Genomic DNA, 13,240 nt, shown 5'->3' on the forward strand with positions numbered 1-13,240 from the left:
TCTCCTCAGGTGTTGAAGTACTTGGCTTCCGGGTGGTGGCAGACGATCGCGTCGGTCGACTGCTCGGGGTGCAGCTGGTACTCCTCGGACAGCTTGACGCCGATGCGGCCCGGCTCGAGGAGCGCGACGATCTTCGCCCGGTCCTCGAGATCGGGACAGGCGCCGTAGCCCAGGGAGAACCTCGCTCCACGGTAGCCGAGCTTGAAGAAGTCCTCGACGTCGTCCGGGTCCTCTGAGGCGACCGCCACACCGCCGGGGAAGGTCAGCTCGCCCCGGATGCGGCAGTGCCAGTACTCGGCGAGCGCCTCGGTGAGCTGGACGCCGAGGCCGTGCACCTCGAGGTAGTCGCGGTAGGCGTCGGCGGCGAACAGCTCGTTCGCGTAGTCGGCGATCGGCTGGCCCATGGTGACGACGGTGAACGGCACGACGTCCACCTCGCCGGACTCGCGCGGGCGGTAGAAGTCGGCCAGGCAGAGCCGGCGGTCGCGGCGCTGACGCGGGAAGGTGAACCGCAGCCGCTCGGGCGCGTCCGCCTCGGGTTCGGTGAGCACGACCAGGTCGTCGCCCTCGGCGACGCACGGGAAGTAGCCGTAGACGACGGCCGCGTGGGCCAGGACGCCGTCCGCGGTCAGCCGGTCGAGCCAGTACCGCAGCCGCGGCCGGCCTTCGGACTCGACGAGCTCGTCGTACGTCGGGCCGGCGCCGCCGCGGGCGCCCTTGAGGCCCCACTGCCCCATGAAGGTCGCGCGCTCGTCGAGCATCGCGGCGTAGCCGGCCAGCGGAACTCCCTTGACCACGCGGCTGCCCCAGAACGGCGGCACCGGCAGCGGGACGTCGGTGGCGACGTCCGACCGCGCGGCCTGCGGCCCTTCGAGGGCTTCCTCCTCGGCCTTGCGGGCTTTGCGCGCTTCGGCGATCCGCAGCGAGCGTTCGCGGCGTTCCTTGCGCTCCTGCCGCTTCTTCTCCGCGTCGGCGTCCACCCGCGGTGACTCCCCGCGCTTGGCCGCCATGATCGCGTCCATCAGCCGCAGTCCCTCGAACGCGTCCCGCGCGTAGCGGACGTCGCCGGAGTAGAGCTCCGAAAGGTCGTTCTCCACATAGGACCGGGTCAGGGCCGCGCCGCCCAGCAGCACCGGCCAGCGGGCGAAGACGCCCCGGGAGTTCATCTCCTGGAGGTTCTCCTTCATGATCACCGTGGACTTCACCAGCAGCCCGGACATCCCGATCGCGTCGGCGCCGTGCTCGTCCGCCGCATCGAGGATGGTCGTGATCGGCTGCTTGATGCCGAGGTTGACCACCTCGTAGCCGTTGTTGGACAGGATGATGTCGACGAGGTTCTTGCCGATGTCGTGCACGTCGCCGCGGACGGTCGCCAGCACGATCCGGCCCTTGCCCGTGTCGTCGCCGGTCTCCATGTGCGGCTCGAGGTGCGCGACGGCCGCCTTCATCACCTCGGCGGACTGCAGCACGAACGGCAGCTGCATCTGCCCGGACCCGAACAGCTCGCCGACGGTCTTCATGCCGGACAGCAGCGTGTCGTTGATGATCTCCAGCGCGGGCCGCTGCTCCAGGGCCGCGTCGAGGTCGGCGGCGAGGCCGGTGCGCTCGCCGTCGACGATCCGGCGTTCCAGGCGCTCGAACAGCGGCAGCGCGGCCAGCTCCTCCGCGCGGGAAGCTCGGGTCGACGCCGCGCTCACACCCTCGAACAGGGCCATCAGCTCCTGCAGCGGGTCGTAGCCTTCGCGGCGGCGGTCGTAGACGAGGTCCAGGGCCACCGCGCGCCGGTCGTCCGGGATCCGCGCCATCGGCAGGATCTTCGACGCGTGCACGATCGCGGTGTCGAGCCCGGCCTGGACGCACTCGTGCAGGAACACGGAGTTCAGCACCTGCCGTGCGGCCGGGTTGAGCCCGAAGGAGATGTTCGACAGGCCGAGCGTGGTCTGGACCTCGGGGTGGCGCCGCTTGATCTCGCGGATGGCCTCGATCGTCTCGATGCCGTCGCGGCGCGACTCCTCCTGGCCGGTGGCGATGGTGAAGGTCAGGGCGTCGATGATGACGTCGGACGTCCGCAGGCCCCACTTGCCGGTGATGTCGGCGATCAGCCGGGACGCGATGTCGGCTTTATTGGCCGCCGTCCGCGCCTGGCCCTCTTCGTCGATGGTGAGGGCGACGACGGCCGCGCCGTACTCGCTCACCAGGTCCATGACCTGGGTGAACCGGGATTCCGGGCCGTCGCCGTCTTCGTAGTTGACGGAGTTGACCGCGCAGCGGCCGCCAAGCCGCTGCAGGCCGGCGCGCAACACCGGGACCTCGGTGGAGTCCAGCATGATCGGCAGGGTCGACGCCGTGGCCAGGCGCCCGGCCAGCTCGGCCATGTCGGCGGTGCCGTCGCGGCCGACGTAGTCGACGCAGAGGTCGAGCAGGTGGGCGCCGTCACGGGTCTGTTCGCGGGCGATCTCGACGCAGTCGTCCCAGCGGCCTTCGAGCATCGCCGTGCGGAACGCCTTGGAGCCGTTGGCGTTGGTGCGTTCGCCGATCATCAGCACGCTGGCGTCCTGCTTGAACGGCACCGCCTGGTACAGCGAGGACACGCCGGGCTCGGGACGCGGCCGCCGCGGGACCGGCGCGGTGTCCGCCACCGCGGCGGCGAGCTGCCGGATGTGCTCGTCGGTGGTGCCGCAGCAGCCGCCGACCAGGCCGACGCCGAACTCGCGCACGAACCCGGTCAGGGCTTCGACCAGCGCTTCCGGGCCGAGCGGGTACGCGGCGCCGTCCGGGCCCAGCTCCGGCAGGCCGGCGTTCGGCATGACCGACAGCGGCACCCGGGCGTGCTTGGCCAGCTGCCGCAGGTGCTCGCTCATCTCGGCGGGCCCGGTGGCGCAGTTGAGCCCGATCAGGTCGATGCCGAGCGGCTCCAGTGCCGCCAGTGCGGCGCCGACCTCGGTGCCGAGCAGCATGGTGCCGGTCGTTTCGACGGTGATCGAAGCGAGGATCGGCACGAACCGCCCTTCGGCCGCCATCGCCCGCTTCGCGCCGATGATCGACGCCTTGGTCTGGAGGATGTCCTGGGTGGTCTCGACGATCACCGCGTCGACGCCGCCGGCCAGCAGGCCGCGGACTTCCTCCTGGTAGGCGTCCCGCAGCGTGGTGAACGGCGCGTGGCCGAGCGTCGGCAGCTTCGTGCCGGGGCCGGCCGAGCCGAGGACGAAGCGCGGGCGGTCCGGCGTCGCGAACTCGTCGGCGGTCTCCCGGGCCAGCCGCGCGCCGGCTTCGGCGAGCTCGGCGATGCGGCAGGTGATGTCGTACTCGGCGAAGTTCGCGAAATTGGCCCCGAAAGTGTTCGTCTCGACGGCGTCCGCGCCCGCCTCCAGGTAGCCCCGGTGCACCGAGCGGACCACGTCCGGCCGGGTGACGTTGAGGATCTCGTTGCAGCCTTCGAGGCCGTCGAAGTCGTCCAGGCTCAGGTCGTGGGCCTGCAGGGCGGTGCCCATCGCGCCGTCGGCCACCAGTACGCGCGAGCGGAGGGCTTCGAGGAACGGCGACGACACCCGGTCGGACATGCTGAACAGGGTAAGGCCGGTGGTCGTAGGCTGGTCCGGTGAGTGAGCCCGACGACGAGACCCCGCGGCCGCCCGGCGACCGCACCGAACCCTCCCGGCCGCTGATGGTGGTCGCCTTCGAAGGCTGGAACGACGCAGGTGACGCGGCCAGCCGGGCGGTCGAGCACCTGCAGCTGAACTGGGACGCCACGCCACTGGCCGAACTGGAGCCCGACGACTACTACGACTTCCAGGTCAGCCGCCCGACCGTCCGCATGGTGGACGGCGTCACTCGACGGGTGGACTGGCCGACGACAACGCTGTCGGTGTGCCGCCCGGACGGGTTCGACCGTGACGTGGTCCTCGTGCAGGGCCCTGAGCCGAACATGCGCTGGCGCGCCTTCTGCGCCGAGCTGCTGGAGCACATCAAGCAGCTGGACGTCGCGACCGTGGTGACCCTCGGCGCGCTGCTCGCCGACACCGCGCACACGCGCCCGGTCCCGGTCACCGGGACGGCGTACGACAAGGACACCGCGTCGCTCTACGGGCTCGAGATGAACAACTACCAGGGTCCCACCGGCATCGTCGGGATCCTGCAGGACTACTGCGTGCAGGCGGGCATCCCGGCCGTGTCGATCTGGGCCGCGGTGCCGCACTACGTGTCGCACCCGCCGTCCCCGAAGGCGACGCTGGCGCTGCTGCACAAGCTGGAGGACATCCTCGACGTCGAGATCCCGCTGGGCGCACTGCCCGAGCAGTCCGAGGAGTGGCAGCGCACGGTCAGCGAGATGGCCGACGAGGACGAAGAGATCAGCGAGTACGTCCGCGGGCTCGAAGAGCGCGGCGACGCGCAGACCGAGGTCGAGCCCGAGGAGGTCAGCGGCGACAAGATCGCCGCCGAGTTCGAGCGCTACCTGCGCCGCCGCGGCCGAGGCGGCGGACAGGAAGGCTTCGGCCTGCGCTGATCCACTCCGAGCCGAGCCGCTACTTCAGCCAGCTGGTGGCGAACGCCCGCGCGGGGTTCGCCACCAGCATGGCGGTGACGACGTCGCCGCCGAGCAGTTTCGTCAGCCGCGGCGCCAGCGTCGTGAGCAGGTAGGACGCCCCGGGCTGGTGGCGGGCCGCCGCGGTCGTGGTGTCGCCGCCCAGCAGGATCTGCCCGCCGTGCCCGGCCCCGACCAGTGCTTCGAGGCCGTCGAAGAGCCGAGCGTCGGTGGCGTGGTTGGCCCGGGACGGGCCGTCGAACCCGAGGAAGACGCCGGTGCCGGCGATCTCGCGCTGCAGCGGCAGGTCCGGGTTGCGGTTGAGGTGCCCGAGGATCACCCGTTCGGGCGGCACATCCAGCTTCTCGCACAGCAGCTCGGCCACTTCGAGGGCCGCGGTGCCCAGTTCGAGGTGCACCGCGATGGTCGCGCCGGTCTCCTGGTGGGCGATCGCCGCGGCGGTGAGCGTCAGCCGCGCGTGCGAGTCGATCGTGTGGAACGCGCCGGCCACCTTGACCAGCCCGGCGCGCGGGCCGGTCCGCGGCTCGTCCGGCAGGTCGGCGGGCTGCGTGCCCTCGGTCAGGTCGGCGACGAAGACGCGGACCAGGTCGTCGACGACGCGGCTCAGGATCACCGGCGCGTAGTGCTCGGCGCGGTGGAGGCCCGTGGCCGCGACGACGTGCACCCCGACCTCGCCCGACATCCAGGCCAGCTCCCGGGTCCGGCGCGTGAGGCCGTACGGCGTCCACTGCACCAGTGCCTGGCCGCCGGCGCTCTGGAAGGCGAGCAGTTCGTGCGCGGCTTCCGCGGGGTCGTCCAGCTCCTGGCCGGGCAGCAGCTTCGAGGCGAAGAAGAGGTGGTCGTGCGAGTTCGTCACGCCCAGTTCGGCGGGATCGATGTCGCCCAGCACCGTGCGGACCTTGGGTTCCCCAGTCACGGGTCCGAGTGTAACGCCTCACCCGTTACGATGACGAGGTGTCCGAAGAATTCCGCCTCGACATGGGCGCACCCTGGCTGAACCTGCTCGCCACCCGCGGGACGCACTTCGGCCCGCGGCCGGTCGAGCGCATCCCGACGGTGGAGCGACTGCGCGACTGGCTGGCCCTGGTTGGGCTGACCCCCCTCACGCCCGTCACGCACGCCGACCTGCGCGAGGCTCACCGGCTCCGCGAGATCCTGCGTGAGCTGGCGCTGGGCGCGGTCGACGGGGTGGCACCGAAAGCCGACCAGGTGCGCCCGCTGACGACGTTCCTCACGACCGAGCCGGTCCACCTGGCCGCACTCGACCGCCTGCATCGCAGCGCCCCGCAGACCGCGTCGGATGCCTTCGCGCGGCTGGCCCACCAGGCGGCCGACTGGCTCACCGGACCGCTGCGCGACGACCTGCGCGCGTGCCCGGAGCAGGACTGCCGGGGCGTGTTCGCCGATCCCGGCGGGCGGCGCCGGTGGTGTCCCTCCCCCGCCTGCGCGAGCCGGGGCCGGGTGCGCGCGCTCAGGGAGCGGCGCCGCGCGGAGTCATGACGGCCACAGGATCCGGCGCATCGGCACGGCGCCCCGGGCCCGCTTCCGCCACTCGCGCGGGTAGCCGAGCGACACCTCTTCGAACCGGACGCCGTCGGCCTCGGTCGTGCGCGGGATGTGCAGGTGGCCGTAGACGGCGATCTCCGCGCGGTAGCGGACGTGCCAGTCCTCGGTCTTCGTGGTGCCGCACCACAGCGCGAACTCCGGCCAGTACAGCGGCGCCGTCGGGTGGCGGTGCAGCGGCCAGTGCGACATCAGGATCGTGCCGTGGTCCTCGGGGATCGCGTCGAGGCGTCCGGTGCTGATCTTGAGCCGGTCCTCGCACCACGCCTGCCGGCTCGGGTACGGATCCGGGTGCAGGAAGTACTCGTCCGTGCAGACCACGCCGGCGGCCCGGGCCTGGCTCAGGGCCTCCTCCAGGGACTTGCCCTCGGCCTCGGGGGTGCGCCAGCTGTAGTCGTAGAGCAGGAACAACGGCGCGATCGTCAGGGGACGCGCGCCGTGCCGCCAGACGGGGAACTCGTCTTCGGGCGTGAGCACGTCGATCGCGCGGCACTGCTCGACGAGGTACTCGTAGCGCGCCTGCCCGCGAAGCTGGCATTCGTCGTTGTTCGTGGTCCACAGCTCGTGGTTGCCCGGCACCCAGACGACCTTCGCGAACCGCTCGCGCAGGGTCTTCAAGGTCCCGATGGTCGCCTCGGCCCGCTCGGCGACGTCCCCGGCGACGAGCAGCCAGTCACCGGGGGTCTCCGGGACGACGTCGTCGAGGATCGGGCCGTTGCCCTCGTGGGTCACGTGGAGGTCGCTGGTGGCGAAGAGGTGCGGCACCCCTCCACCGTAACCATCGAAGACGGGGAAGTTCCGCGAATCCCGCGCTTCCGCGCCAGCATGAGCACTCCGGCGAGCACGTAGACGCCGGCCTGGATGTCCAGCAGCAGCGCCGGGCCGGTCGTCGCGACCAGCGTGCCCGCCAGCAGCGCCCCCACCGTCGTGAACGTCGCGATCGCGGCGAACGCCGTGCTCAGCACCCGGCCCGCCCGCTCCGGGGCCACCGCGCTCTGGATCTCCGACAGCACGCCCGCGCCCGCGGCCACGCCCGGTGCGCCGACCAGGACGAACAACCCCACGTACAGCCCCAGCGCGGTCGTCACCAGGTAGAGGTTCCAGATCACCGCGGAAATCAGGCCCAGCGCGATCGAACCCCAGCCGAGCAGCGTCGCCGGCGCCACCCGCCGCGCCACCGTGGCCAGCGCGAACCCGGCCGCCAGCCCGCCGATCGCCTGCACGCCGCGCAGCAGGCCCGCGTCGGCTTCGCTGCCGCCCAGCACGTCCAGGACGTACACCACGAACAGCACCAGGAACATGCCCTGCGCCAGGGACGTGAACACGACCGCGAGCCCCGTCCGCCACAGGCGGCGGTTGCGCGTGATCTCGCGCAGGCCGTCGAGCCAGGCCCGCACCACCGGCTCGGGCGCGGCGGCCGGCACCGGCGCGCTCACCCGGCGGAACGGCTTGGCCAGCAGCGCCGCCGCCACCGCCAGCACCACCAGGTACCCGGTGACGACGTCGGCGAGCCCGCCGAAGCCGAGCAGCGCGCCGCCCGCCCAGCCGCCGGCCAGCCGCGCGACGCTGCCGTTCACGCTCATCAGCCCGTTCGCCCCGGTGACCTCCTCGACGCCGACCAGCTCCGGGACCAGGGCGTTGCGCGCCGGTTCGAACACCGACGCCAAGGCCGCTTGACCGGCCATCACCGCGTACACCACGACGACGCCGGGCTCGGACAGCAGCGGCAGCGCGACGACCGCCAGCCCGCAGCAGACACCGAACAGCACGGCGCGCCGGTTCCAGCGATCGGCCACCACGCCGGCGACCGGGCTCAGCAGCACCGCGGGCAGCAAGCCGAGCACGATGCTCAGCGCCGTCGTCGCGGCGGAGCCGGTGCGCTGGAAGACGTACACCGGCAGCGCCACCTGCAGCATCCACTCGGCCGTCTCGCCGAAGAACGCGGCCACCCACAGCCGCGCGAACGCCGGAACCCCCAGCAATTGCTTCATTCCTCCGCCTTCCCCGAGTGTTCGATGCGCGGGAACGCCCGCAGGCCGACGTGCACCGGGCGCGCGTCCGCGGGGGCGTCGGTCCGGATGGCCCCGACGTAGGGCCGGACCAGCGCGTCGATCGCGGCGGTCAGCCGGGTCAGCTCCTCGGGCGTGACGCGCAGCGCGTACGTCGCCAGCCCGGACGCGGCCCGCCACGCGGGGTCGAGGCCGTCTAGCGAGTCCAGGTACCGCTGGGTCAGCTCCTGCTCGTGGCCCAGGGTCGCGCCGACCATGCCGAGCTGGGCGGCCCGGTGCGCCGGGTCGTCGGCCAGCTCCCCCATCTCGAGCCCGACCTGGCGGGCGCGCCACGGTCGTTCGCGGCCGTCCTCGGCGTCGGCCCGTTCGACGAGGCCGTACTGCGCGAGCTGCCGCAGGTGCCAGCTGCAGTTGGACGCGCTCGAGCCGACGGCCTCGGCGCACTCGCTCGCGGTGCGCGGGCCGACGGCGGTCAGGTGGTTCAGCAGCGCCGAGCGCAGCGGGTGGGACAAGGCGCGCAGCAGCTCGACGTCCTCGATCCGCTTGCGCGGTGGCAGCTCGGCCATGGGTCGTCCGATCTGAAAGTGTCATTTCGAAAGTACTCTTTCATAGTTGGTCCCGCCTGCGGGTTTGTCAAGGGGGTCGGCTATCGTTCGCGGGGCAGCCACTGCGCAGGGCAGTGACTGCTTCGTCACCCGACCTTGGATGGACGTTGCCCGACCAGCGCGAACTCGCCACCTCCGCCGCCCTCGCCCTCCCCCGCTTCGTGGGCTCGACCGCGCTCTTCCACGCCGCGGTCGCCGAGCGGATGGCCGTCACCCCGACCGAGCTGCACTGCCTGCACCTGCTCCACGGCGGGGTCAGCGACTCCCCGACCGAGCTCGCCCGGCTGCTCGGGATGTCCACGGGCGCGTTCACGCGGCTACTCGACCGGATGGCGCAGCACCGGCTCGCCGAGCGCGCCCCGGACCCGGCCGACCGCCGCCGGCTCGTCGTCCGGCCGCTGCCCGACCGGATGGCCGAGCTCGCGGAGCTGTACGCGCCGATGGCCCGGTTCGTCGGCGAGCGGCTGGCGCGCCTGGACCGGCGTCAGCTGACCGCCCTCGTCGGCTTCCTCACCGACGGGACCGCCGCCGCCGAGCAGGCGGCCGGGAACCTGCCCGATGTGACCCAGGCCATAACCAGTTGACTAACTCTACGGTTGTTGCGTTAACCTGGCTCCACTATGAAGAACTGACCCGTGCCCATCCCGCTTCCGAGGCGGCACCCGGTCGAGCCTGACGCTCCCGCGTGCCACGACGCCCGGCGGGATTTCCGCTTTCTCATCCGGGCCCGGTGATCGCGCATGTCTTCTCTTTTTCCTTTGCAGGCCAAGGACGTCGTCTTCGGCTACGGCACCCGCGTCGTCCTCGACGGCGTCACGCTGACCGCGTCGGCCGGGCAGCGGCTCGGCCTGGTCGGCGAGAACGGCACCGGCAAGTCCACACTGCTGCGGCTGCTCGCCGGGCTCGAAGAGCCGCGCTCCGGCGAGGTCCGCCGCGGCCCGGACGTCGGGTTCCTGCTGCAGGAGCTGCCGTTCGCCCTGGACGCGACCTTCGCCGACGTCCTCGACGACGCGCTCGCCGAGATCCGCGCGGCCGCCGCCCGGCTCGACGAGCTGACCGCGGCGATGACCGACCGGCCCGACGACGAAGGCGTGCTCGACGAGTACGGCCGCGTCCTGGACTGGGCCCAGGCCCACGACCTGTGGGACGCCGACCGCCGCGCGAAGCTCGTCTGCGACGGGCTCGGCCTCGGCGGCGTCGAACCCGACCGGCGGCTCGGCACGCTGTCCGGCGGGCAGCGGTCCCGGCTGGGCCTGGCCGCGCTGCTCGTCCGGCGGCCGGAAACCCTGCTGCTGGACGAGCCGACCAACCACCTCGACGACGCCGCGATGGACTTCCTCGAACGCCACCTCACCGAGCTGACCGGGATCGTCGTGCTGTCGTCGCACGATCGGGTGTTCCTCGACGCCGTCTGCACCGACATCGTCGACCTCGACCCGGCCGCGGCCGACCGCCAGGCCGGCGGGGCGGTCCGGTACGGCGGCAGCTATTCGGACTACCTCGGGCACAAGAAGGCCGAGCGGGCGCGCTGGGAACAGCGCTTCGCCGAAGAACAGGAGGAGCTGAAGGAGCTGCGGGAAACCGTCGCCGTCACCGCGCGCAACGTCGCTTACGGTCGCGCACCCCGCGACAACGACAAGTTCATCCACAAGTTCAAGGGCGCCCGCGTCCAGAAGACGATCTCGCGACGGGTGCGCGACGCCGAGCAACGGCTGGAGAACCTGGAACGCGACCAGGTCCGCAAACCGCCCGCCCCGCTGCGGTTCCGGGCGGAGCTCACCGGGCACGTGACCGGCGACGGTCCCGCGATTTCGGTGCGCTCACTGGAGGTGCCGGGACGACTGACGTTGCCCCGGCTCGACGTCGGGAGTGCGTCGCGGCTGCTCGTCACCGGCGGGAACGGGGCCGGGAAGTCGACGCTGCTGTCCGTGCTGGCGGGGCGGCTCACCCCGGCGGGCGGTGCCGTCCACTTCGGACACGGTGTGCGCGTCGGCCTGCTGGAGCAGGACGTCGCCGTTCCGGATCCGGAGCGGACGGCGGCCCGGGTGTACCGGGACGCGCTCGGCGAGGACGCTCCCCCGCTGAGCCACCTGGGCCTGCTGGCGTCCCGGGATCTCCGGCAGCCGGTCGGCGCGCTTTCGGTGGGGCAGCGGCGCCGGCTGGCCCTGGCGATCCTGCTCGCGGAACCGCCGGACGTGCTCCTGCTCGACGAGCCGACGAACCACATTTCGCTGACCCTGGCGGAAGAACTGTTCACGGCCCTGGAGTCGGCGCCGGGCGCGGTCGTCATCGCGTCCCACGACCGGTGGCTGCGCCGGGACTGGCCGGGCGACCACCTGGAGTTGGCCGACGGCCGTCCCGTCGCCGTGTAGGCCGTTATACACCCGCCGAGGGCGGAGCTTTCCCGGGAAAGCTCCGCCCTCGGGTCGTCAGAGGGTGATGCCGAGCAGGGCGTCGACGGCGGTGCGGATCAGGCCGGGCGCCGTCGCGTCCGTGCCGTCGCGGCGCAGGGCCTCGCTCGCCCACGCGTCGATCGCCGCCAGGGCCTTCGGGGTGTCGAGGTCGTCCGAAAGGTGGTCGCGCAGCCGGGAGATCGTGTCCTCGGCGGACGGTCCGGCCGGCAGGGCGACGGCTTCCCGCCAGCGCGCCAGCCGGGCCTCGGCCTCGGTCAGGAGGGTGGCCGTCCAGGCGCGGTCCTCGCGGTAGTGGCCGGCGAACAGCGCGAGCCGGATCGCGCCCGGGTCGACCTGGTCGGCCCGCAGCCGCGAGACGAACACCAGGTTCCCGCGCGACTTCGACATCTTCTCGCCGTCGAGGCCGATCATTCCCGCGTGCACGTAGTGGCGGGCGAACGGCCCGTCCTTGGCGACGGCTTCGGCGTGCGCCGCGCTGTACTCGTGGTGCGGGAAGATCAGGTCCGAGCCACCACCCTGGAGGTCGAACCCGAGGCCGAGGCGGTTGACGGCGATCGCGCTGCACTCGATGTGCCAGCCCGGGCGCCCCGCGCCCAGCTCCGACTCCCACGACGGCTCGCCCTCGCGGGCCACGCGCCACAGCAGCGCGTCCAGCGGGTGACGCTTGCCGGCGCGGTCGGGGTCGCCGCCGCGCTCGGCGAAGAACTTGGTCATGGTCGGCTCGTCGTAGTTCGATTCGTAGCCGAACCTGCCGGTCGCCGTGTGGTCGAAGTAGACGTCCGGGAACTCCGGGTCGTCCGCCCGGTAGGCGGCGCCGTTCGCGAGCAGCTTCGCGATGACCTCGACGATCTCCGGGATGCTCTCCACCGCGCCGACGAACTGCTTCGGCGGCAGTACCCGCAGGGCCACCATGTCCTCGCGGAACAGCGCCGTCTCGCGCATGCCCAGCACGACCCAGTCGTCCTGGTCGCGCTGGGCGCGCTCGAGCAGCGGCTCGTCGATGTCCGTCACGTTCTGCACGTAGTGGACGTCGTGCCCGTTGTCCCGCCACACGCGGTTCACGAGGTCGAAGGCCAGGTACGTCGCGGCGTGCCCCAGATGCGTCGCGTCGTAGGGCGTGATGCCGCAGACGTACATCCGGGCGGTGGCGCCGGGCGCGGTCGGGCGGATCTGCCCGGTGGCCGTGTCGTGGAGCCGCAGCGGGCGGGGGGTGCCGGGGATGCGGGGCACGTCGACCGATGACCAAGTCTGCATACCCCCGACTGTAAGCGCTGCCTCCGGCACCCTCCCGCCCGGTGGGACTCCTCCCCCACCTGGAGCAGCGGCTACTGCCGGCGTGCGATGTTCGCCACGATGGCGTCGCGGACGAACTCGCCGACGCCCGGCCGCTGCTCGTCCTCCCGGACGAGGAACGCGAGCTGCGCCGGCTCGGTCACGTACAGCTCACCGATGCGCCGCTGCGTCTCGTACGAGCACTCGCCCATGACCCTGGCGAGCATCTCCCGGTGTTCCTCGGCGAGGTCCGTCGCCTCGGAGCCGTCCGGGGTGCCGCCCGCGTCGAGGACGGCCCGGAGCCGGCCGACCCAGTCCCGGCGGGCCGCCTCCCCGGCCGCCAGGTCCTCCTCGGACGGTGGGGTCGCGCCCCGCCACTCGGGCGTGTCACCCCAGCGGCGCGCGGCCTCTTCCGCGTAGCCGTCCGGCTCGCGGAACCCGCCGAACACTTCGAACTTCTCCTCGGGCGTCAGTGCGTTGCCCATGGCTCTCGCCTCCATCGCGCGATCGACGGCCGCGACCATCCGCCCCAGTTCGCCCATCCGCGCGACCAGCAGCTCCCGCTGCCTCTTCAGGTGCGCGCCGGCGTCGGTACCGGGGTCGTCGACGAGGGTCGCGATCGTCTCGAGGGGGAACCCGAGCTCCCGGTAGAACAGGATGCGCTGCAGCCGGTCGAGATCGTCGTCGTCGTAGCTGCGGTACCCCGAGCTCGTCCGCCCGCTCGGGCTGAGCAGGCCGATCTCGTCGTAGTGGTGCAGCGTCCGGACGGTGATCCCGGCGAGTGCGGCGACCTTGCCCACGGGATGCCCCATCGGTTTCCCCTCCTCCATTCCG

At 72.3% G+C, this 13,240-nt stretch carries 11 protein-coding genes; 4 read left to right on the forward strand and 7 right to left on the reverse strand.

All coding sequences use genetic code 11. The annotated features are described in order from the left end of the window. Nucleotides 1–5 precede the first annotated feature (5 nt). The gene (metH, locus tag ABZ342_RS08970; protein ID WP_360470475.1) at nucleotides 6–3,560 is read right to left on the reverse strand and encodes a methionine synthase; all 3,555 of its coding nucleotides are present in this window, start codon (nucleotides 3,558–3,560) and stop codon (nucleotides 6–8) included. 38 nt (nucleotides 3,561–3,598) lie between these two features. Between metH and ABZ342_RS08975 the strand changes: the two genes are divergently transcribed. After that, complete coding sequence (locus ABZ342_RS08975; RefSeq protein ID WP_155544128.1) at nucleotides 3,599–4,504, forward strand: PAC2 family protein; 906 nt, start codon at nucleotides 3,599–3,601, stop codon at nucleotides 4,502–4,504. A 19-nt stretch (nucleotides 4,505–4,523) separates the two neighbouring features. Here the strand turns inward: ABZ342_RS08975 and ABZ342_RS08980 are convergent, their stop codons facing one another. Next, nucleotides 4,524–5,459 (reverse strand): phosphotriesterase, encoded by a 936-nt coding sequence (locus ABZ342_RS08980; RefSeq protein ID WP_360470478.1) that lies wholly within the window; start codon nucleotides 5,457–5,459, stop codon nucleotides 4,524–4,526. A 38-nt stretch (nucleotides 5,460–5,497) separates the two neighbouring features. On the opposite strand from ABZ342_RS08980, the gene ABZ342_RS08985 reads away from it, so the two are divergent. Continuing rightward, nucleotides 5,498–6,043, forward strand: coding sequence for a CGNR zinc finger domain-containing protein (locus ABZ342_RS08985; RefSeq protein ID WP_360470481.1), 546 nt, complete (start codon nucleotides 5,498–5,500; stop codon nucleotides 6,041–6,043). On the opposite strand, the gene ABZ342_RS08990 is transcribed toward ABZ342_RS08985, so the two are convergent. The 3 genes from ABZ342_RS08990 to ABZ342_RS09000 are packed head-to-tail and all read right to left on the reverse strand — an operon-like array spanning nucleotide 6,038 to nucleotide 8,681. Next, on the reverse strand, nucleotides 6,038–6,871 hold the full coding sequence (locus ABZ342_RS08990) for a metallophosphoesterase (RefSeq protein WP_360470484.1): 834 nt from the start codon (nucleotides 6,869–6,871) through the stop codon (nucleotides 6,038–6,040). The two genes, ABZ342_RS08985 and ABZ342_RS08990, sit on opposite strands and share 6 nt — an antisense overlap. Next, a complete protein-coding gene (locus ABZ342_RS08995; protein WP_360470487.1) occupies nucleotides 6,835–8,097 on the reverse strand; it encodes an MFS transporter in 1,263 nt (420 codons plus the stop codon). Before ABZ342_RS08995 ends, ABZ342_RS08990 begins: the two co-directional genes overlap by 37 nt. Continuing rightward, a complete protein-coding gene (locus ABZ342_RS09000; protein ID WP_360470490.1) occupies nucleotides 8,094–8,681 on the reverse strand; it encodes a winged helix-turn-helix domain-containing protein in 588 nt (195 codons plus the stop codon). The genes ABZ342_RS08995 and ABZ342_RS09000 overlap by 4 nt, the downstream gene beginning before the upstream one ends. 146 nt (nucleotides 8,682–8,827) lie before the next feature. Between ABZ342_RS09000 and ABZ342_RS09005 the strand changes: the two genes are divergently transcribed. Next, nucleotides 8,828–9,304, forward strand: coding sequence for a MarR family transcriptional regulator (locus tag ABZ342_RS09005; protein ID WP_360470492.1), 477 nt, complete (start codon nucleotides 8,828–8,830; stop codon nucleotides 9,302–9,304). 156 nt (nucleotides 9,305–9,460) lie between these two features. Next, entirely contained in the window at nucleotides 9,461–11,092 is a 1,632-nt protein-coding gene (locus tag ABZ342_RS09010) for an ABC-F family ATP-binding cassette domain-containing protein (RefSeq protein ID WP_360470495.1), read from the forward strand. A gap of 57 nt (nucleotides 11,093–11,149) precedes the next feature. Here the strand turns inward: ABZ342_RS09010 and mshC are convergent, their stop codons facing one another. Beyond that, entirely contained in the window at nucleotides 11,150–12,388 is a 1,239-nt protein-coding gene (gene mshC, locus ABZ342_RS09015) for a cysteine--1-D-myo-inosityl 2-amino-2-deoxy-alpha-D-glucopyranoside ligase (protein WP_360470498.1), read from the reverse strand. Between the two features lie 71 nt (nucleotides 12,389–12,459). After that, the gene (locus ABZ342_RS09020; RefSeq protein ID WP_360470502.1) at nucleotides 12,460–13,218 is read right to left on the reverse strand and encodes a MerR family transcriptional regulator; all 759 of its coding nucleotides are present in this window, start codon (nucleotides 13,216–13,218) and stop codon (nucleotides 12,460–12,462) included. Between the last annotated feature and the right edge of the window lie 22 nt (nucleotides 13,219–13,240).

The sequence above is a fragment of the Amycolatopsis sp. NPDC005961 genome (genome assembly GCF_040629235.1).
In the GTDB taxonomy this organism is placed as follows: domain Bacteria; phylum Actinomycetota; class Actinomycetes; order Mycobacteriales; family Pseudonocardiaceae; genus Amycolatopsis; species Amycolatopsis camponoti.